Here is a 19,425-nt window from a genome sequence, read left to right on the forward strand (position 1 = left end):
GACACTCGGTTCTCCGGTACGGGTGTGGCAGGGGCGGACGTCACTTGACGCTTCCCGCGGTCAGGCCGGCCTTCCAGTGGCGCTGCAGGGCGATGAAGGCGATGACCAGCGGGACGATGCCGAGCAGGGAGCCGGTGACGACCAGCGGGTAGTACTCGGGGAAGGCGTGGGTCTGGGTGTTCCAGCTGTACAGGCCGAGACTGAGGGGGAACAGCCGGTTGTCGGACAGCATCACCAGGGGCAGGAAGAAGTTGTTCCAGATGGCGGTGAACTGGAACAGGAAGACGGTGACGAGTCCGGGCATCACCATCCGCAGCCCCACCGACCAGAAGGTCCGCAGCTCGCCGGCGCCGTCCATGCGGGCGGCCTCCAGCACCTCGCCCGGTACGTACCCGGCGCAGAAGACGCGCGCCAGGTAGACGCCGAAGGGGTTGACGAGGCTGGGGACGAACACGGCCCAGAAGGTGTTGACGACGCCCAGCTTGGAGGCCAGCAGGTACATCGGCAGCGCGAGCGCGGTGGTGGGCACCAGCACGCCGAGCAGGACGAGCCCGAACAGCTGCTCCTTGCCGGGGAAGCGGTAGACGTGGAAGGCGTACCCCGCGCAGACGCACACGAGCGCGCACAGCAGGGCGCCGATCCCGGCGTACAGCAGGGAGTTGGCGTACCAGCGGAAGTAGACGCCGTCGCCGGCAGTGGCCAGGGCGTGCAGGTTGGCGCCGAGGTGCCAGGTGGAGGGGGTGAGGGTGCGGCCGCCGAGCAGGTCGCCGGTGTTCTTGGCGGCGGCGGTGAGCAGCCAGGCGAGCGGCAGCAGGGTGTAGGCGGTGGCCAGTACCAGGGCGCCGTTGACGGCGGTCCTGGACAGCGACCAGGGGCGGCCCTTCACGCGTGCGGTGCCGGGCTGTGCGGTGGCGGTGGTCATGCGGCGGCCTCCGTGGCGGGCTGGGGCCGGTCCTCGCCCCGGGCGCGGGTGGCCCGGGTGACGACGAAGGAGAGCGCGGCGGCGGCCAGCGCCAGCAGGACCGAGGAGGCGGCGGCCAGGCCGTAGTCGTGCCGCTCGAAGGCCGCGGTGTAGGCGTACATGTTGGGGGACCAGGTGGAGACGACGCTGGGGGTGGTGCCGTGCAGGATCATCGGCTCGGTGAACAGCTGCAGGGAGCCGATGACGGTGAACAGGCCGACGACCGCGAGCGAGGAACGGATCAGCGGGATCTTGACGCTGAGCGCCGTGCGCAGCGGCCCGGCACCGTCGACCACGGCGGCCTCCAGGACCTCGCGCGGGATGGCCTGCAACGCGGCGAAGAAGATCACCATGTTGTAGCCGGTCCACTCCCACACCGCCATGTTGACGACGGCCGGCAGCGGATGGCCCAGCAGGTCGGCGCGGGCGCCGAGCGAGTTCAGGGCGCCGATCACCGGGCTGATGCCGGGCGTGTAGAGGTAGATCCAGACCAGGGTGGCGATGGTGCCCGGCACCGCGTGCGGCAGGAACAGGGCGAGCTGGAAGAACCGGCGGGCCTTGACCAGGGCGGAGTCCAGCAGCAGGGCCAGCACCAGCGCCAGGATCATCATCAGCGGGATGTAGAGCAGGCAGTACTGCGCCAGGTTGAGGAAGCCGCCGCGGAAGGCCGCGTCGCCCAGTGCCCGGGTGTAGTTCCCGAGTCCCGTGAAGACGGTCTCGCTGCCGCCGAAGCCGAGGCCGGAGCGGTGCTCGGCGTAGAGGCTGAGGTAGACGGCGTAGCCGACCGGCACCAGCGTGGCCCCGGTGAAGAGCACGAAGAACGGCGCGAGCAGCACGGCGGGCGCCGCGTACCGCCGCCGCCGGACGGCAGCGGTACGCGAGGGCGCGGCGGAGGCCGTGCGGGTGCCCGTTGGAGCGGTTGGGGTCACGGCGCGGAGACCTTCAGACCGCGGTTCTTCAGCTCGGCGACGGTGTCCTTCTGCGCGGTCGCGAGGGCCTGGGCGATGGTGCCGGAACCGGAGGAGAGCTTGCCGAAGGAGTCCTTCAGGGAGTTGTTGGTGACGCCCATCGCCGGACCCCAGGTCCACTTCTGCTCGATGGACTCGGCGGCGCTCTTGTAGACACCGTAGATGTCCTGCCCGCCGTAGAAGTCGGCCTTGAACGCCTTCGCGGCCACCGGCACCAGCGCGGGGTCGGCCGGGAAGGCGGAGGAGTCACCGGAGGAGATCCGGGCCTGGATGCCCTCGGCGGTGGTGGTGGCCCAGGTGGCGAACTCGACGGCGGCCTCCGCCTTCTTGCTGTCCTTGGAGACGGCGAAGGTGGTGCCGCCGAGCATGCCGCTCGCGGGAGTGCCGTTCCAGGACGGCAGCGGGGCGACGGCCCACTTTCCGGCCTGGTCCCTCGGGAGGGTGCCCTTCAGCACGCCGCCGCCCCAGGACGCCCCCAGATAGCCGGCCGTCTGGCCCTTCTGCAGCGAGGCGGTCCACTGCTGGCTGAACGAGGGCTCGACGCGGACCAGGTGGTCGTTGATCATCTTCTGCCAGTAGTCGGCGACCTTCTTCGTCTCGGGCGCCTCCAGGCTCACCTGCCAGGTGTCCTCGGCGGTGCCGAACCACTGGGCGCCCGCCTGCCAGGCCATCGCCTCGAAGGTGGTCGGGTCGTCGGGGAAGAACGTCGCGATACGGCTGCCGGGCTCGGCCTTCTTCAGCTTCTCGGCGGCCGTGCGGAACTCGTCCCAGGTCGTGGGCGCTTTGATGCCCGCCTTGTCGAACAGGTCCTTGCGGTAGTAGAAGGCCTGCGGGGCGGCGTCCAGCGGCAGCGCGTACGTGGCACCGCCGAGAGTGGTCAGCTGCACCGCCTGCGGCAGGTACTTCGCCTTCAGGTCGGCGCCGACGTACTTGCCGATGTCCTGGACGGCCCCCTGGCTGACGAAGTCAGGCAGTTGCGGGTACTCGACGTTGAACACGTCGGGGGCGTTGTGGGCCTTGACCGCGTTGGAGAGCTTCGCATAGCCGCCGGCCGCGCCGGAGGGGATCTCCTCGTAGCTGACGTGCACGTCCTTGTGGGAGGCGTTGAAAGCGTCCACCACCTGCCGGGTGCCCTTCGCCCAGCCCCAGAACGTGATGTCGACGGGCTTGCCCGAGCCGGACGACGGGCTGTCGTCGTCGCTGCCGCAGGCGGCGAGGAGGGTGACGGACAGCGCGGTGGCGGTGAGCGCGGCGGCGGCGCGGAGGGCTGATCGACTGCGGGTGGGGGCAGCGGACATGGCTCGGCTCCTGGGAGACGGGACGGGTGGAGTGTGCCCGGTGCGGAGCCGACGGCGGGAAGCCGACCGAGCTCCGGGGCCGTCGGGCCCGGGTACCGCACATCTTGGGAACGCTTCAGATCGAAGTCAATACCTTTCGATCGAACGATCTCATATGATCAGGAGGGAAGGGGGTGCTCATCGCGGATCTTCTGCGGATTTGTGGCGCCGGCAGGGTGCGGAAGCCCCGTGTTCAGATCATTCGATCGATTGCATTGACGATCGATCGGTCGACTTCTAGATTCGGGACCCCGAGCAAGGAGTCCCGCCATGCCGCGTACGTCCCTCCCACCCGAGGACCGCTCGCTCAGCCCGTACACGGGCTGGACCCGCGCCCACTGGGAGGCCGTGGCGGACGGGCTGCTCACCGCGGCGCTGCGGCACGCCGGGCCCGGCCACGCGCTGATCGCGCTGCCCGGCCCGCGCCCGAGTTGGTCCGGCCCGCGCTCGGACGCGCTGGAGGGCTACGCCCGCACCTTCCTGCTGGCCGCCCTCCGCGTCGCGGGCGTCGGCGGGCAGGACCCGCTGCGACTGCTCGACCGGTACGCCGAGGGGCCACCGGGCCGGCCTTCGAGGGCACCGCCGACAACCACTTCGCGCTGCTGGACGGCGGCGAGGCGAGCGAGCGCGGCCCGATCGTCCCGCTCGGCACGGGACCCGGCTGGGCGGCCTCCGCCCACCGGCCCCGCGTCGGAGGTGCCGAACTGCCGGGCGTCGGCGTGACCTCCCTGGTGCTCGCCGCCGGAGCCGAGGAGGTCCACGCGCACCTGGTCACCGGCGCCGCCGACGGGACCCGGGTACGGCACACGGGATGGGCCGTGGCCGGGAACGCTGTGGAGACGGCTGTGACCGGCGACGGAGCACGGGTACGGGTCACCGGGTCCGCGCTGGTCTCCGAGGCCGTCGCCCTGCACGGCCTGGACACCGCCACGACCGAGCCCGTGCCTGCGGGCACCGCGCTCGGGCCCGCGGCGGCCGTCCCAGTGCTGACCGGCACGGTCACGGGGAGAAGTGCCTGTTCGTCTCGGCGGTGCGACTGAGCGGAGCCGGGACCGCGCCGCCGGCCGCGCGGGTCGTGGTGGAGGCCGCCCCGACCGGGCACCGGCTGCGCGTCGACTGGCCGGACGGCAGCCGCCGCGAGGCCCTCATCCGCGCGGACGAGGTGACCGTCGCCTCCGACGGGGACTGATCAAATTACTGAGCAATAGATCAGTAATGTATCGAACGCTAGACTCGTGGTGAGTCAGATCAGGAAGAAGGGGACCGTCATGTCGATCGCGGCAGACGAGCGCCGGACGCGGATCCTGGAGATCGTGCGCAAGCTCGGCACGGTCCGGGTGACAGACCTCGCGGCCCGTCTGGACCTCCCGGCGGTCACCGTGCGCCGGGATGTGGCGACCCTCGCCGAGACAGGCCTGTTGCGCCGCTCGCACGGCTCGGTCTCGGTACCGGACGAGCGAGCAGGTACAGAGGCCGACGCCCGCACCCTCGGCCTGATCGTGCCCACGGTGAGCCACACCGTCAGCCAGTACTTCGACGAGGTGATCGCCGGGGCGCGCGCCGCAGCCGCCGACGCCGGAGCCCACCTGGTGCTCGGCATCTCGTCCTATGACCCCGGCGCCGACCGCGGCCAAGCGGAACAACTGCTCAAGTCGGGCGCCGAGGGACTCATGCTCACGCCCAACTGGATGTCCACGAACAACCCGGACGACCGCCTCTGGCTCAACGAACTGCCGGTCCCTACGGTGCTGGTCGAACGCCGGGCCGCCGTCGGCACGGCAGCCGCGGAACTCGACTCGGTCAGCTCCGACCACCATCACGGCGTGCTGCTCGCCCTGCGCCACCTGGCCGCGCTCGGCCACGACGCCGTCGCCCTCGCCGCCCGCCGCGACACCTGGACGGCACTGAAGGTACGCAGCGGTTACGCCGAAGGCTGCGCCACCCTCGGCCTGACACCGCAGCCGGTGATCGACATCGACGATCCCGCCACGGCCCCCGAGCGGGTGGCCGGCCAACTCGCCGAGGCCGTCGGCCGGGGCGTGCGAGCCGCGCTCGTGCACAACGACCAGGACGCCATCCAGCTTCCGGCACTGCTGCGCGCACGCGGTCTGTCCGTCCCCGAGGACCTGGCGCTGATCAGCTACGACGACGTCTTCGCGGCCCTCGGTGCCCCGCCGCTGACCGCCGTGGCCCCGCCCAAACGGGCAGTCGGCGCCGCCGCCGTCGACCTGCTGCTGAGGCGGCTGCGGCACGGCTCGGCCCTCCCGGTCCACCGGGTGGAACTGCTCCCCGAACTGAAGGTACGCGCCTCCTGCGGCCGTGAGAGAACCGTCTGAGAGGCGCCCGCGGCGGCGTCGTCCGCAGCCCCGGCGGACTCTCACGACGTGGGAGAGCCCGCCGGGCCGTGGGCTGAAGGTCAGCTGATCCGGCCCGCGAAACGGTAGCGGAAGCCGTCGGCCGCGGTGACGACCACGTCGTAGTAGCCGTCCTGGTCGGTCGGCCATTCCACGACCGCGGGCTTGCCCTGACCGACGTACACCGTCTTGTGGCCGCCCTCGTAGTCGTTGGCGGCCAAGGCGAAGCGGACCTGGTCGCGTCCACCGGCGGACAGCTGCAGCCGCAGCGTACGGTGGCCGGGCACGAGTTCGGCCTCGACCTGCGGGACGGCACCGGCGTTCCGGCCGCCCGGAACGACGCTTCCGGCGAAGGACCGCACGAACCGGTCGGGGCCGTAGACGCTGAAGGCGTACTTCCCGTCGGTCGTCGCCGTGTCCCACTCGTAGCTCTTCGAGCCGTCCTTGGTGACGGTGAACGGCGTCGCCTCGAAGTCGCGGTAGGCGTCCGGGAACACCTGCATGCTGACACCCCGCGCACCCTCGTTGGTGAGGGTCGCGGTGACCTTGCCGCTGGAGCGGTCGACGGCCACGGTGGCGTGCTGCTGGTAGGGCACGGGCCTCGCCTTCAGCCGGCCGGACGGCGGAACCGGCATCGACTGCTGCCCCGGGGCCGGTATCGCCTTGGAGATCGACGGCAGCGTCCGGTCGTGCTCCGCGGCCGCGACCAGCACGTCGACCGACGGCAGGTCGGGCAGCGAAGTGTCGGCCGAGGAGAAGTCGATCGCCGACGTCAGGTCACCGCACACCGTCCGGCGCCATTCGCTGACGTTCTCACAGAGCGCCGGCTTGCCCAGGCTCGTGGTCCAGTGCTCCAGGAACTGGACGAGCGAGGTGTGGTCGAACACCTCCGAGGACACCCAGCCGCCGCGCGTCCACGGCGAGACCAGGACCATCGGCACCCGCGCGCCCGGGCCGATCGGTAGCCCCTGCACGAATTCGCCCTCCGTGCCGGGCTCCGGCAGCGGCGCCTGCACGTGGTCGAAGTAGCCGTCGTTCTCGTCGAAGGTGAGGATCAGCAGCGTGGACTTCCACAGCTCCTCGTTCTCGTGCAGCGCCCGGATGACCCGGTCGGCGTACACGGCACCGTAGTCGGGGGCGCCGGCCGGGTGCTCCGACCACAGGTACGGGGCGACAACCCAGGAGACCTCCGGCAGCGGCCGCTCCGCGCCGGGCTTGCAGGCGTCGATGAAGTCCTTGAGAACGTAGTCGACGTTCTGGTTGGAGTTGGGCCCGGTCGGCTTGGTGTGAGTCTGCAGCACGTTGCCACGCGCGAGCAGCCCGTCGGGCGAGGTGTCGGCACCGGGCTGCGCCGGGTTGAACGACGCGAAGGAGCGCACGGTGTTGTCGGTGTAGTCACCGAGCCAGTTGCTGTCGGTGTCGTTGTTGACGTAGATCTGCCAGGACACCCCGGCCTTCTGGAGGACCTCGGGGTAGGTCTCCCAGGTGTATCGGTAGCGATAGTCGCCGCCGTTGTTGATGGCCGGTCCGTTGTTCGCGCCGGTCGGGTCGATGGCGCCGGACCACATGTAGATGCGGTTGGGGCTGGTGCTGGTGGCTATCGAACAGTGGTTGTGGTCGCAGACCGTGTACGCGGAGGCCAGGGCGTACTGCCAGGGGATGTCCTCGCCGGTGAAGTAGCCCATGGTCTGCTCGCCCTTGGCGGAGACCCAGCGGTTGTTCTTGCCCATCGCCCAGGCGTTGTGGCCGTCCGTCCAGCCGTGCGGCAGGCCGCCCGCGTTCTGCGCGTTGTACTTGCCCGTCTCCAGACGGAAAGGCAGCAGGTAGCCGCCGTCGGTCCGCTTGGCGTCCGGCTGGTGGAAGACGTTGGTGCCGTCCGGGTACTGCAGGGCCTGCTTGTCGCCGAAGCCGCGGACACCGGGGAGCATGCCGAAGTAGTGGTCGAAGGAACGGTTCTCCTGCATGAGGATCACCACGTGCTTGAGATCGGCGATCGTGCCGGTGAATCCGGTGGCGACCGCTGCCGTATCGGCCGGCGCGGCCGCGGCCTTGCCGGTGCCCGCCGCCGTGAGGCCGGTGGCCGCCGCGACCGTCGCCGACGCCGCGGCCGCCTGCAGCAGCCGGCGCCTGCTCAGGCCCGAACGGAAGATTGACGCGGGAACGCCTCGCGGGATGCGGCCGGTTGTGCCGGCCAGTGAGCCGTCGGGGTTGGTCTCGGGAAGGTGCTCGGTGGGCTCGTCGGCATGCGACATGCGAATGATCCTTTCGATGTGGCACTCGGACCGGCGCGCGGCAGCAGCACGGGCCGACAGCCCCTCGGGGCAGGGGTGACCGGTGGCGGCAGCCATCGGACGCACAGCGGGAAGGTCCGAGATCGCGGTGGGGAGCGGGTGGAGGTCCGCCTGCGCTGGGGGAACGCGGCGAACGGCGGGGAAGGTGACGCGCGACTACCTTGGTGGCGGCCGCCGTTGGGCGAACGCCTCGGAATCGGCTCGCACCGGCACGGCCGCTGTCCCGGCCTCGTCACAGCAGTCGCGCGGGCAGGTGCCGGAGACGGTGAAGGACAGCGGCTGGTGCACGCGGAGGAGCACCGGCTTGTCGCGCCGCCGCCCGTGGGTGAGGCGCTCGTCAGTCAGTCCAGTTGCGGAATGAGGGCCTCTCCTTCGTGGGCAGCCACTCGCGGCGGGGGAGCGCGGTGGCGGCGACTGATCGATGGCGCCTGCAGCTTTCCGACAGCCGGGCCAACCTGGCAAGACCAGTTGCCGACTTGTCTCGTATTGTTCACTCCCGCCTGGGCGGGAGCGGTGTGTGGACGCCTCGGGTATGCCGCCCGTACACCGGAGGGAGAGAGCGCGTAGGCCGCCGGACACCACGAGTTCATCGCCGCGCTCCGCCCCTGCGCCGCCCATGGCGGCCTCGCCGAAAGGGCCTGCTGCGCCTGCGAACCGGCCTGCGAGCCCGCCCTTCGGGTCAGCGGACCGGCGGTCCCTGGTACGCGCCGGCGGCGGGGTGCCGCTTCGGGATCGGGAAGCCGAAGTAGTCGTGGCGGCCCGCGTCCGGCACGGGCACGCCCAGGTCGAGTGCGGAGGATCCCTGGGCGACGCGGAGGGAGCCGGGGTCGGTGGCGTCGGCGCCCGCCATGGCGGCGATCAGCTTCGGGTCCGCGGTGCTGCCGCCGGGGTTCGTGCCGCTGCCGTCGGTGTTGGCGGGCACGCCGCCCGGGATGCCGTACAGGACGTTGTGGTCGAAGTGCAGGTCCGGCGTCGGGTTCTTGAAGCGGTAGGAGCCGGTGGCGGTGTCCCCCGGACCGGCGAAGATGTTGTTACGGACCGTCAGTTCGTGCCGGGTGGTGGCAGGCGAACCGGCGTCGTCCTGCACCAGGTAGGTGGGAACGGCTTCCTTGTTGAGGAAGGTGTTGTTGTAGATCTGCGTGTTCAGGATCGGGCCCCAGCAGTTCTGCAGCAGGCGGGCGCCGTCGTTGTGGCTGATGTTGTAGCGGGCGACGACGTCGACGGTCTTCGCGCCGCTGTACGGGCAGTTCAGCAGGAAGCCGCCCTTGTTGTCGTGGCTGTAGTTGTACTGGAACACGGTGTGGTTCGAGGCGCCGTCGGCGTCGAAGGACATGCCGTCCAGGCTGTTGCCGCCGCCGGACACCTCGTTGTACTGGATGAGGGTGTCGTCGGTGTTGAACGTCCAGATGCCGGCGTTGGCGACCTTGGAGCGCAACTGGAAGCCGTCCACCCGGTTGTGCTCGACGACCGCCCCCGAGGTGGTGTCGAGCTTCATCGCGTCACCGGCGATCGACGTCAGCGTGTTGTGGTCGATGCGGACACGTGTGCTCGGCGTCCACGGGCCCGGGTAGGCCTTGGGGTCCTGCTGGTCGCCCACCAGGTCGCGGCGGGAGAACGTCGACTTGAAGTAGATGCCCTCCCGGTCCACGTCCCGGATGCGGTTCCCCGTGATCCGCAGGTCGTCGAAGGCGCTCGCGGTCGTCGTGCCGGCGACGTCGATCTGGATGCCGCTGGAACCGGTGAGGGTCTTGAAGTCGCCGCCCCGCACCGCGTGCACGTCCAGGCCGGCGAGCACGTAGTGGTGGCCGATGCCGTGGTCGGCCAGCTCCAGCCGGACGCCATTGCGCTCGGTGCCGGGCGTGCCGCCGGAGTTGGTGATCTCCAGGTCGCGGACCTCGACGTACTCCATGTTGCGCAGCAGCACTGTGTCGTGCAGGCCACCGCCCTCCAGATGCGGCAGCGCACCGGTGCCGTAGGCGCCGATCCGGATGGGCGCGGCGGCGGAGCCGGCGCCGGTCGGGGCGAGGGTGCCGGTGCAGGTCGTGCCGCGCGCGATGCGCAACTGGTCGCCAGGGCCGTAGCGATGCGCGCCGGCCTGAGCCAGGGAGGTCCAGGGGTGCGCGTGGCTGCCGTCGCCCGGTCCGTCGTCCGCGGAGCAGTCGAGGTAGTAGCGATGTCCGTGCGGGGCGCTGTCGGCAAGGGCGGGGGACGCGGTGGCGGTGGCGGCCAGCGCGACTCCCACTGCGCCGGCGAGCACGGCGCCGAGGCGGGCGCCGGAGGGGCGGTGGGGCATGCGGGTCCTCTCTGAGGAGGGAGCGGCTTGAGGTGGGGCAGGCCGCGCGCGCGTCGTTGCGACGGGCCTCCGCCCCGAGTGGTGCCTCACCGTAGGGTGGCCGACTGACTGACCTCGGTCAAGCCATATGGACACCTCGATCGCCATATGATCGAAAGGCGGCGTGCCGCCTCCTCAGTCGATCGTTCGATCGGATACGCCGGCCCTCAAGAACCGTTCGTCGCACGATGGATACCGCTTACCGCATACGGTCGACCGGATGGTGTTCAACCAGGCGCGGGATTCGTACCGTCCGGGATCATGAGTCCTCCCGTTGCTCCCCCGGGATGGAGCCGCTGGCTGGTTCCGCCCGCCGCTCTGTCGGTCCACCTCTCCATCGGCCAGGCCTACGCCTGGAGCGTGTTCAAACCGTCCCTGGAGTCCGCGCTCCACCTCGACGGCACCGAAAGCGCGCTGCCGTTCCAGCTGGCCATCGTGATGCTCGGTCTGTCCGCCGCGTTCGGCGGCACGCTCGTGGAGCGCAACGGACCGCGCTGGGCGATGACCGTCGCCCTGGTCTGCTTCTCCTCCGGATTCCTGCTCGCCGCCCTGGGGGCGTACACCGAGCAGTACTGGCTGATCGTCATCGGCTACGGATTCGTCGGCGGCATCGGACTGGGCATCGGCTACATCTCGCCCGTCTCCACCTTGATCAAGTGGTTCCCGGACCGGCCCGGCATGGCCACCGGAATCGCCATCATGGGCTTCGGCGGCGGCGCGCTGATCGCCTCGCCCTGGTCGGCGCAGATGCTGGACTCGTTCGGCGCCGATCACTCGGGGATCGCCCTCGCCTTCCTCGTGCACGGGCTGGCGTACGCCGTCTTCATGTCCCTGGGCGTCCTGTTGGTGCGGGTGCCGCGCGCCAGGAAGCCCGCCGAGAGCGGGCCGAGTGCCTTCGCCGGCGCCCAGGTCTCCGCCCGCAGTGCCGTGCGCACCCCGCAGTTCTGGTGCCTGTGGCTCGTGCTCTGCATGAACGTGACCGCCGGCATCGGCATCCTGGAGAAGGCCGCCCCGATGATCACGGACTTCTTCGCGGACAGCTCCACTCCGGTGTCGGCGTTCGCGGCCGCCGGCTTCGTCGCCCTGCTGTCGGCGGCCAACATGGCCGGCCGCATCGGCTGGTCCTCGACCTCGGACCTGATCGGACGCAAGAACATCTACCGCGTCTACCTGGGCGTCGGCGCGCTCATGTACCTGCTCATCGCGTCGTTCGGCGACTCGTCCAAGCCGCTGTTCATCCTGTGCGCGCTCGTGATCCTCTCCTTCTACGGCGGCGGGTTCGCGACGATCCCCGCCTATCTGAAGGACCTGTTCGGGACCTACGAGGTCGGCGCGATCCACGGTCGGCTGCTCACCGCGTGGTCGACCGCCGGCGTCCTCGGCCCGCTGATCGTGAACTGGATCGCCGACCGCCAGGAGGAGGCGGGCAAGCACGGGTCGTCCCTCTACGGCCTCTCCTTCATGATCATGATCGGACTGCTCGTCATCGGGTTCATCGCCAACGAGTTCGTACGGCCCGTCCATCCCCGCCACCACATTCCCGCACAGAAGGAGGCCGCCGATGGCCGACGCGAGCAGCCCGCCTGACCGGCGAGCACTGATCACCCTCTCCTGGCTGTGGGTGGGGGCGCCCCTGTGCTACGGCCTCTACGAACTCGTCCTGAAGGCCAAGCAGCTCTTCACTGGGTGAGGCCACCGGTGGCGTACGGGAGGTGCCCGGGCGCCCGAGAGCCGGCGCGCAGCCGACCACACGGGCGTCCCCCTTCCGGGGGCGCTTCCTGCTGCGGCGGCAGCGGCACGACTCCGAGCTGCTCCAGACGCTTGCGCTGTCCGTCCAGCAGCCTCTGCCAGATGGTGCGCTCGTCCTGGAGTGAACACACCGCGACCGACGGGCCTTTGTGCCCGGCCGCGTGCCAGGCCTGCACGGTCTGGGTCAGCAGATCCAGCGTCGGCACCAGGACCAGCGTGCGTCCCTTGGGAGCGATCCGGCGTGCGGAGGCGGCCGCGATGAGTGTCTTGCCGGTGCCGCAGGCGGCGTGGACCTGGCCGCGCAGTCCGTTCGGGGGGATCCCGTGGGGCGGTACGTCCAGGCCGCGAACGATCGCCTTGCCGGCCTCGACCTGGTGGTCCCGCTCGTGCCATCGAAGTTCGAGCGAGCCTCCTAGTGACCGAGGCGAGGCATCCGGACGACCGCAGTTCCTCCGTCCAGGTCCACCGTTGTCCTGTTCGGCGGTGCCCCGTCGTCCTCGTTGTCCGGCATGACCAGTGCCGACTGCCGCTCCTTCAGCTCGTTCTGCTTGCCCGGCGAAAGACTCGCGTGGAGCTGCTCGAACCCGGTCGCCGAGATCTGGCCCTGTCGCTGGCCGTTTCGCCACGGCAACACCCCGGCCCGTCCCGCGCGCAACAGCAGCTGGTCGACAAAGGCAACCAAGGTCAGGGCAACGACCAGCCCGGGCAGGGTCATGAAGAAGACGAATGCCATACGGCCATTGTGGAGGGGAACGGCGTTGCTGCACTCAGCCGTCGAAGGCACGACATCATCAGATCGAGCTAAACAACTTGGTTAAAAGCAGGGCTAAATGATGCTAGTGTCGGGATGGAGGTATGGAGATGGCAACCGAGGAAGAGCTGTTCGCGTCGGTTGACGCGCTTCTGGAGGAGGAGCCGCAGCTCCCGCCTCCGCCGGAGCGCGCCCGGCTGCGTGAGGCCGCCGGGATCACGCAGGCCCGCCTCGCGGTCGCGTTGAAGACGTCGACGCAGACGGTCAAGAACTGGGAGAACGGCCGCTCCGAACCGAAGGAGCCACGCCTGTCCGCCTACCAGCGGCTACTGAACGGCTGGGCGGCGAAGCACCCGGCCCACCCCGCCCACGGCGTCACTCCCACTCCTACTCCCGCCTCGGCCGCCGCGCCCCAGTCGGCACCGGTTCCGGAGGCGTTCACCGGCCTGGCCGAGCCCAAGGCGGAGACCACCGCACGGGTGCAGGCACCCGCTGTTCCGGCCGCGCCGGAACGTCCGGCCGCCCGCCGCCCGGTCACATCGGCACGCCGCCCAGCCGTGAAGAAGGCCACCCAGCCCGCGCTGGACCCGCGGTTCCCGCACGGGTCGCTCGCCGTACTGGACGGTGACGGCTCCGCGTTCGGCGTGAACGGGATCGTACTGGACTGCCCGGCGACCACCATCCCTCAACTGGTGGAGTGGACGCTGCGCGAGTCCGGGCTCGGTGCGCAGAAGCTGCATCGCAACGGCAAGGAAAGCGACCCGCTGATCGTGCTCACCGCGGCGGCCGCCGTGAGGCTCGGGCTGCCGGAGCGCCTGGAGGGCCACGAGCAGCGCCGCTCCCTGCGCCTGCCGGACGACCATCCCGTGGTCAAGCAGGTCACCCGCGCGAAGTGGAAGCTGACGCGGCGCGGGTTCGGGCCATGGGCGCGGATCTACCGCCCCGCGCAGGCCGGGCAGCGGCAGTGCGTGCAGCTCGCCGTCCTGTCGTGGGACGCGCTCGACACCCGGGCCTGGCCGGGAGTCGCGGAGATGGAGCCTGCCGACATCGCACGCGTCCTGGGCATCTACGCCCAGCGCGTCATCACCCCTCGCGGCTCTACGGCCGTGTCCGGGCTGGAACTGATGACTGCGCTGCGCCCACCCACGAGGGCAGTGCAGGACCGCGTGACCGGTAACTGGGTCTCCGGCCACAACCCCGGATCGCTCGGGACGGAGCCGGTCGACCCGGCACCGCCGGAGGCCACCCAGGAGCACCCCGTCGTCGTCAACTCCGGCTGGAAGGGCGGCTTCCTGGACGAGGAGGCGTACCAGTGGGTGCGCGACCTCGACCTGCTCACCGGCGACGAGGCAGCCCTTCCGTGGGTGGTCGGCGTGGACCTGAACACCGCCTTCCTCGCGGCCGCGGCCCGTCTGATGGTCGGCCTGTCCGGCCCGGAGCACGTCCGGCACCCGCACTTCGACAAGCGGATCCCCGGCTCATGGCTCGTGGACCTGTCCCACATCGAGTCGGACCCGCGCCTGCCCTCACCGTTCACCCCCTCTGGCCTCCGGCCAACGGGACCCGCCTGGTACCAGACCCACACCGTCGCCTACGCCCAGGAACTCGGCTACAACGTTCAGCCCACCGAGGCGTACCTGCGGCGCGAGACCGGTGCGTACCTGGACCCGTGGCACGACCGGCTCAAGACCGCCTACGTCGACACCCTCGCCGACCTGGGCGTCACCAAGGAACTCAGCGACACCGAATTCCTCGCGGCAATGGAGCGGCACAAGCAGGCCGACCCCGGTTTGGCGGCCGTCCTCGCGGCCATCAAGGCGACCGTCAAGGGCGGCGTGGGCAAGCTGCGCGAACGCCCGCAGGGACGGCACTACAAGGACGGCGAGCGCTGGCCGGCCCTTGAACGCCCGACCTGGCGCCCGGACATCCGCGCCGCCGTCATCAGCAAGGCCCGGGTCAACATGCACCGCAAGATGCTCAAGATGGCGGAGTTCACCGGCCTGTACCCCCTCGCGGTACTGTCCGACTGCGTCGTCTACCCCAGCCCGGGCCGCAGCCCGCTGGACTTCCTGCCCTACAGCACCAGCGGCAAGCCGATCCCCGGCGCCTTCCGCCTTGGAGCCAGCCCCGGCCTGGCCAAGGTCGAAGGAGTGCAGGAGACGGCGTGGGCGGTCGACCTGATGGAGCAGGGCCTGAACCCCGCTCGGCACATCAAGGGTGGCGACGCCGTCCTGGACGAAGGCGAGTAGGCCGTGGCCGGCACCAGCATCGTCGCCCCGCGCCTCGAAGCCGACACCGAACTGGAGCGGATGCTGAACCGCACCGACGGCAAGGACCTTGCCTCCGAAGGGAACTGACGCTGTGGGAGAGATCGAGGACGCGATCGAGCGCGCCGACCGGGAGGCTTTCACGCGGGAGCCGCCCAAGACGTTGAAGGGCCAGATCGGTTTCCTGCTCAAGCAGTTGAAGTCCGCGAAGGCCGTCGCCGCGGAACTCGGTGTCACTGCCGATTCCGTCAACCGCTACCGGCGAGGTGCGCGCAAGCACCCGCCGAAGGAGATCCAGCAGAAGATCGACGCGGCCGTGCGGTCGCGCTGGCAGCCGCAGGTCCGCAAGCGCCGGCGCAAGCAGGCCGCCGCCACCGGCGGGATCACGGTGGAGACGCGGGCCCGTTTCGGGTACACCGCGCCGGTCGGCACCACCGACGACGGCCGCTTCCGCCGCCTCACCGTGCACCTCCCCCCGTCGTACGCGCAGCGCCTGTTCGACGCCCGTGACACGGGAGCCGGCGACCAGCAGATGCGCCACATCATCGCCGAAGGATTCAAAGAGATCTATTTCCAGGACGGCGGAGTACGCGCAATGGGACTGTCGGACGTGGCCATCAACGAAATTGACTACCTCGACCTGGATTTCTGAGCCGCCGATGCAGGTACTTGTCCCGCTGTGGTGGCCTTCCCGCGGGAGAGGGTCCGCTGGAGAAGGCCACCTTGTGCTGATGCGGACGCAGAGGCGAGCTGCGGGTTCAGTGCGCTGGGGCCTCATGGAACTGTGCGACGTGGCCGGCATTCAGTTCCATGTGCCTGCCGGTGAAGCGGCTCCGCATGCGGCGGTCGTGAGAGACGACGACGACCGCGCCTTGGTAGCAGGCAAGGGCTCCTTCCAGCTCCTCGACCAAGGCGGGGGAGAGATGGTTGGTGGGCTCGTCCAGCAGCAACAGGTCGACGGGTTCGCTGACAAGGCGGGCCAGTTCGATCCGGCGCCGTTGTCCATAGGACAGTTCGCACACTTTCAGGCGCAGGTCGGCGGGGCTGAACAGGCCCAGGGACAGGAGATGGTCCGTGTGCTCGTCCAGGTCGCCCGCGCGGCCGTAGGCGAACGCTTGCGGGACTGTCAGGCCGGTCGGCCACGGTGTCTCCTCCTGCCTCAAGTGCCCGACTCGGCCCCGCGTACGCACCGTCCCCTCATCGGGCTGCAGCTCGCCCGCCAGCACCCGCATCAGCGTCGTCTTGCCGGCCCCGTTGGGCCCGGTGACCAACAGCCGCTCCTCGCCGCCGATCCGCAGCGACGGCACCTGTAGCCGGCCCTCGACACGGATGCCGGTGAGTTCCGCCGCGGCCTGCGACGTCCGACCGTCGGCGGTGGTCATCCGGGCGCCGAACACCAGCGGTTCGGGCGGCGGCGCGACAGGATTGTCCGTCAGCCGTTCGACACGCTCCTTCGCGTTGCGGATACGGACCATCGCCCCGTGACCACGGCCGCGGGAGCGGAAGCCGCCGTGGCCGAACACGGCAAACGGCAGCTTGCGAGGAATTGCGTCCAGCCGTGCCACGTTCGTGGCGGCCAACTTCTGGTTGCGGGCCAGCTCCGTGCGCCAGTCCGCGTACTCCTGCAGACGGCGCCGTCGCTCAGCGGCCTTGGTGGCAAGGTAGCCGTCGTAGCCGTCGCCGTAACGCGTCACCTTGCCCTCGTCGACCTCCAGGATCGTGGTGGTGACCCGTTCCAGGAACACCCGGTCATGGGTGACCGCGAGCACCGTGCCGCGATGCGCCCGCAGGTGTGCCTCCAGCCAGCCCACCGCCTGGTCGTCCAGATCATTGGTCGGCTCGTCCAGCAGCAACAGTTCCGGCTGGGACGCCAAGGTCGCGGCCAGCGCCAGCCGTGACCGCTCACCGCCCGACAATGTGCCGAGTGGTCTGTCCCGCGCGAGGCCCGGCAGGCCGAGTCCGTGCAGGGCGATGTCAACCCGGGCATCGGCCTCGTAGCCGGCGCGCGCCTCGTACCGGGCGACCAGGTCGGCGTAGGCGTCCAGCGCCGCGGTGAGCTCCGCCCCCGCCAAGCCCTTGAGTGCGGCTTCGGCGTGGCGCATCCGCGCTTCCAGATCACGCAGATCGGAAAGAGCCACATCCACGGCGTCCTGGACGCCGGCCTCGGGAGGCAGAGCCAGCGACTGAGCGAGATAGCCCAAGCCGCCAAGCGCGACCACGGCCAACTCGCCGTTGTCGGGCCGATCCTGCCCGGCGATCAGGCGCAACAGGGTGGATTTACCGGCTCCGTTGTCCCCGACGATGCCGGCCCTCTCGCCGGGCTTGATGCTGAGGGACACGTCGTCCAGAACGACGTGGTCGTCGTAGCGGCGGGTGACGTTCTGAAGAGATAGCTGTGAGGCAGGCACGGAGTCCCCTGTTCTCGGCCGGGCCGATCGGCATGGGTGGATGGACGCATCCGCGCACGCCAGATCCCTCCACGGCACGCCAGACAGGCGGTATCACGGGAGGAGCGGAAGCACGGATGAGAACGCACGACGGCGGAGCCGAGCTCAACGCGGCCGCACGGGGACTGTCACAGGGAACCCATACGCAGCACTCTAGGCGGGGAATCCGAACGCCGACAAGCCATTTCTTCGGTGGGTCGCTGGCGGACAGGTGTTTCCCGGAGCCGCGGACGGCTCCGGGAACAACTCCCACAACCCGCCCGGCACCAGACGCTTCACCATCGTCGGCACGGCACCCGACGATCTCTTAATCGCCTTTCGTGCCTTGCCGAACGGGAGCTAGTGTTCGCGCAGCGAGTGACTCACGAGGAGCGAAGACATGGTCGGTCGTCCGAGCACGCGTTGACGTTTGAGGCCGTGAGCGGCCTGTCATCGTGTGCTGCCCTTGATGCGCGGCACAGCGAGCCTTCCTTTCCCGCTGCCTGAAATGGTCGGTGCACCCGTCGTGTGCCGATTGGCGGGTCTCGTCTTCGGTCCTCCGAGGGGTCCCTGTGCCGTCCTCTTCCTCCGCTGTATCCGATTCCGGTCGACCTGTTCCGTCAAGCCTGTGGCGGGACGGCGACTTCCGCAGGCTCTGGGTGGGCCAGACGGCCTCCCAACTGGGCGAACACACAAGTCTGGTGGTTCTGCCGCTCTTCGCCGTCCTGACGCTCGACGCCGGTGCCGGCCAGTTGGGCGCCCTGCTCGCGGTGGGGCAGGCGCCGATCCTGCTGCTGTCGCTCTTCGCCGGGGCGTGGGTGGACAGGTGGCGGACCCGCACGCTGATGGTGCTGACGGACGCCGGTCGGGCTTTGGCGCTGGGCGCCGCCGCCGTGGCCGGCCTCCTCGGTTGGCTTGGCCTGCCGGCGCTGCTCGTGGTTGCCTTCGCCATCGGGGCTTTGTCCGTGTTCTTCGACGTGGCGTACCAGGCATCTCTCGTACGGCTGGTGAAACGCGATCAGTTGGTGCGGGGCAACAGCGCGCTCGAGGGCAGCCGGTCCGCGGCGCAGATCGGCGGTCCCGCCCTCGGCGGCGCGTTGGTGTCCGTGCTGTCGGCGCCGATCGCCGCCGCCTCCAGCGCAGTGTTCTTCGCGCTGTCGTTCCTGTCGATCCGACGTATCGGTCGCCGCGAATCCATCCCGGAACGCTCGGAACGTCCTCCTCGGGTCTGGCGGCGGATCCATGAGGGCCTCCGCTTTGTCGCGGGCGACACGTCGCTGCGGACTGTGTGCCTCGCATCAGCCGCCTTCCAGTTCTCCTTCGCGGCTGTGACGACCGTCTATCTGCTGCTCCTGCCACGGGACCTGCACCTGTCGGGCACCGCCGTTGGGCTGGCACTCGCTGCGACGGGGCCGGGCGCGCTCCTGGGCTCGCTGCTGGCCGCCCGCCTGCCGAGCCGCTTCGGATATGGCGCTGTACTCGTGTCCGCGGCAGCACTCGGCGACGGCGTGTTCCTGTTTGTGCCCGCACTGCACGGCCCCTCTGTGGTGACGCTTCTCGCGCTCCTCACGGTCAACTTCGTCTTCGGGACCTTCAGCCAGCTGGTGAATGTCACGGTCATGGCCGTCCGGCAGACCCTCACTCCGGACGGGATGCAGGGCCGCGCGGCCGCGACGATCAACTTTGTCGGCATGGGACTGACCCCGCTCGGCTCGCTGCTCGGCGGCTTTCTCGCAGAAGTATGGGGTACGCGCACCAGCCTCCTGGTAACAGCCGCAGGCATGCTGCTGTCGCCGGCACTGATGGCCCTGTCCCCACTCGCCCGCCTGGGACGGACGCTTCCCGCCCCGCCGGAGACTCCGGTCCCGTCTGCGTGACGGCCCCTGTCGCCGCGAAGAGCCGGCACGACTCCGTCAGCGGCCGTAGCCACCACGGAAGCGCGGTCACAACCAACTCAAAGGCTCAGCCGACTGACGTACCGACAGCGGG

At 70.1% G+C, this 19,425-nt stretch carries 15 protein-coding genes and 2 pseudogenes; 9 read left to right on the plus strand and 8 right to left on the minus strand.

The genetic code is table 11. The features are described 5' to 3' along the window. Positions 1-40 precede the first annotated feature (40 nt). From ABZ818_RS30740 to ABZ818_RS30750, 3 genes are all read right to left on the minus strand, one after another. Positions 41-922, minus strand: a complete 882-nt coding sequence (locus ABZ818_RS30740) for a carbohydrate ABC transporter permease (RefSeq protein WP_361421725.1) — start codon at positions 920-922, stop codon at positions 41-43. After that, positions 919-1,797 (minus strand): sugar ABC transporter permease, encoded by an 879-nt coding sequence (locus tag ABZ818_RS30745; RefSeq protein WP_361421797.1) that lies wholly within the window; start codon positions 1,795-1,797, stop codon positions 919-921. The genes ABZ818_RS30740 and ABZ818_RS30745 overlap by 4 nt, the downstream gene beginning before the upstream one ends. A gap of 89 nt (positions 1,798-1,886) precedes the next feature. Then, positions 1,887-3,227 (minus strand): sugar ABC transporter substrate-binding protein, encoded by a 1,341-nt coding sequence (locus tag ABZ818_RS30750; RefSeq protein ID WP_361421728.1) that lies wholly within the window; start codon positions 3,225-3,227, stop codon positions 1,887-1,889. Positions 3,228-3,536: 309 nt separating this feature from the next. Between ABZ818_RS30750 and ABZ818_RS30755 the strand changes: the two are divergent. The 4 genes and pseudogenes from ABZ818_RS30755 to ABZ818_RS30770 form a co-directional block, all read left to right on the plus strand. After that, positions 3,537-3,821, plus strand: a pseudogene (locus tag ABZ818_RS30755) (DUF2264 domain-containing protein); the annotation flags it as partial. Positions 3,822-3,985: 164 nt separating this feature from the next. Then, positions 3,986-4,306 carry a hypothetical protein gene (locus tag ABZ818_RS30760; protein WP_361421731.1) on the plus strand — a complete coding sequence of 107 codons (321 nt, stop codon included), beginning with the start codon at positions 3,986-3,988 and terminating at the stop codon, positions 4,304-4,306. Further along, a complete protein-coding gene (locus ABZ818_RS30765; protein WP_361421734.1) occupies positions 4,297-4,455 on the plus strand; it encodes a hypothetical protein in 159 nt (52 codons plus the stop codon). Before ABZ818_RS30760 ends, ABZ818_RS30765 begins: the two co-directional genes overlap by 10 nt. 79 nt (positions 4,456-4,534) lie before the next feature. Then, positions 4,535-5,602, plus strand: a complete 1,068-nt coding sequence (locus tag ABZ818_RS30770; RefSeq protein ID WP_361421737.1) for a substrate-binding domain-containing protein — start codon at positions 4,535-4,537, stop codon at positions 5,600-5,602. Positions 5,603-5,682: 80 nt separating this feature from the next. Here the strand turns inward: ABZ818_RS30770 and ABZ818_RS30775 are convergent, their stop codons facing one another. Both ABZ818_RS30775 and ABZ818_RS30780 read right to left on the minus strand, forming a co-directional pair. Further along, on the minus strand, positions 5,683-7,872 hold the full coding sequence (locus ABZ818_RS30775) for a phosphocholine-specific phospholipase C (protein ID WP_361421740.1): 2,190 nt from the start codon (positions 7,870-7,872) through the stop codon (positions 5,683-5,685). Positions 7,873-8,590: 718 nt separating this feature from the next. Further along, positions 8,591-10,204 carry a right-handed parallel beta-helix repeat-containing protein gene (locus ABZ818_RS30780; RefSeq protein ID WP_361421743.1) on the minus strand — a complete coding sequence of 538 codons (1,614 nt, stop codon included), beginning with the start codon at positions 10,202-10,204 and terminating at the stop codon, positions 8,591-8,593. A gap of 300 nt (positions 10,205-10,504) precedes the next feature. On the opposite strand from ABZ818_RS30780, the gene ABZ818_RS30785 reads away from it, so the two are divergent. Both ABZ818_RS30785 and ABZ818_RS30790 read left to right on the plus strand, forming a co-directional pair. Then, entirely contained in the window at positions 10,505-11,830 is a 1,326-nt protein-coding gene (locus tag ABZ818_RS30785) for an OFA family MFS transporter (protein WP_361421746.1), read from the plus strand. After that, positions 11,805-11,933, plus strand: coding sequence for a hypothetical protein (locus tag ABZ818_RS30790; RefSeq protein WP_263638119.1), 129 nt, complete (start codon positions 11,805-11,807; stop codon positions 11,931-11,933). The genes ABZ818_RS30785 and ABZ818_RS30790 overlap by 26 nt, the downstream gene beginning before the upstream one ends. Before the next feature lie 169 nt (positions 11,934-12,102). On the opposite strand, the pseudogene ABZ818_RS30795 reads toward ABZ818_RS30790, so the two are convergent. Beyond that, positions 12,103-12,375: pseudogene (locus tag ABZ818_RS30795) on the minus strand (DEAD/DEAH box helicase family protein); the annotation flags it as partial. A 29-nt stretch (positions 12,376-12,404) separates the two neighbouring features. After that, a complete protein-coding gene (locus tag ABZ818_RS30800; RefSeq protein ID WP_361421750.1) occupies positions 12,405-12,725 on the minus strand; it encodes a DUF6191 domain-containing protein in 321 nt (106 codons plus the stop codon). Positions 12,726-12,853: 128 nt separating this feature from the next. Between ABZ818_RS30800 and ABZ818_RS30805 the strand changes: the two genes are divergently transcribed. Together ABZ818_RS30805 and ABZ818_RS30810 are read left to right on the plus strand one after the other, a co-directional pair. After that, positions 12,854-14,992, plus strand: a complete 2,139-nt coding sequence (locus ABZ818_RS30805) for a helix-turn-helix transcriptional regulator (RefSeq protein ID WP_361421752.1) — start codon at positions 12,854-12,856, stop codon at positions 14,990-14,992. A gap of 112 nt (positions 14,993-15,104) precedes the next feature. Continuing rightward, positions 15,105-15,662, plus strand: coding sequence for an XRE family transcriptional regulator (locus tag ABZ818_RS30810; protein ID WP_361421755.1), 558 nt, complete (start codon positions 15,105-15,107; stop codon positions 15,660-15,662). 106 nt (positions 15,663-15,768) lie between these two features. Here the strand turns inward: ABZ818_RS30810 and ABZ818_RS30815 are convergent, their stop codons facing one another. After that, entirely contained in the window at positions 15,769-17,418 is a 1,650-nt protein-coding gene (locus ABZ818_RS30815; RefSeq protein ID WP_361421800.1) for a TlrC/CarA/OleB/SrmB family ABC-F type ribosomal protection protein, read from the minus strand. 590 nt (positions 17,419-18,008) lie between these two features. Between ABZ818_RS30815 and ABZ818_RS30820 the strand changes: the two genes are divergently transcribed. Then, the gene (locus tag ABZ818_RS30820) at positions 18,009-19,313 is read left to right on the plus strand and encodes an MFS transporter (RefSeq protein ID WP_361421758.1); all 1,305 of its coding nucleotides are present in this window, start codon (positions 18,009-18,011) and stop codon (positions 19,311-19,313) included. Positions 19,314-19,425 lie beyond the last annotated feature (112 nt).

This window comes from Streptomyces sp. NPDC047453, from assembly GCF_040643155.1.
Classification (GTDB): Bacteria; Actinomycetota; Actinomycetes; order Streptomycetales; family Streptomycetaceae; genus Streptomyces.

Excerpts from the sequence above, each read along its gene's own strand:
- ABZ818_RS30790 (WP_263638119.1), top strand. The coding sequence starts at position 11,805 with ATGGCCGACGCGAGCAGCCCGCCTGACCGGCGAGCACTGATCACCCTC.
- ABZ818_RS30750 (WP_361421728.1), bottom strand. The coding sequence starts at position 3,227 with ATGTCCGCTGCCCCCACCCGCAGTCGATCAGCCCTCCGCGCCGCCGCC.
- ABZ818_RS30775 (WP_361421740.1), bottom strand. The coding sequence starts at position 7,872 with ATGTCGCATGCCGACGAGCCCACCGAGCACCTTCCCGAGACCAACCCC.
- ABZ818_RS30785 (WP_361421746.1), top strand. The coding sequence starts at position 10,505 with ATGAGTCCTCCCGTTGCTCCCCCGGGATGGAGCCGCTGGCTGGTTCCG.
- ABZ818_RS30805 (WP_361421752.1), top strand. The coding sequence starts at position 12,854 with ATGGCAACCGAGGAAGAGCTGTTCGCGTCGGTTGACGCGCTTCTGGAG.
- ABZ818_RS30800 (WP_361421750.1), bottom strand. The coding sequence starts at position 12,725 with ATGGCATTCGTCTTCTTCATGACCCTGCCCGGGCTGGTCGTTGCCCTG.
- ABZ818_RS30770 (WP_361421737.1), top strand. The coding sequence starts at position 4,535 with ATGTCGATCGCGGCAGACGAGCGCCGGACGCGGATCCTGGAGATCGTG.
- ABZ818_RS30740 (WP_361421725.1), bottom strand. The coding sequence starts at position 922 with ATGACCACCGCCACCGCACAGCCCGGCACCGCACGCGTGAAGGGCCGC.
- ABZ818_RS30780 (WP_361421743.1), bottom strand. The coding sequence starts at position 10,204 with ATGCCCCACCGCCCCTCCGGCGCCCGCCTCGGCGCCGTGCTCGCCGGC.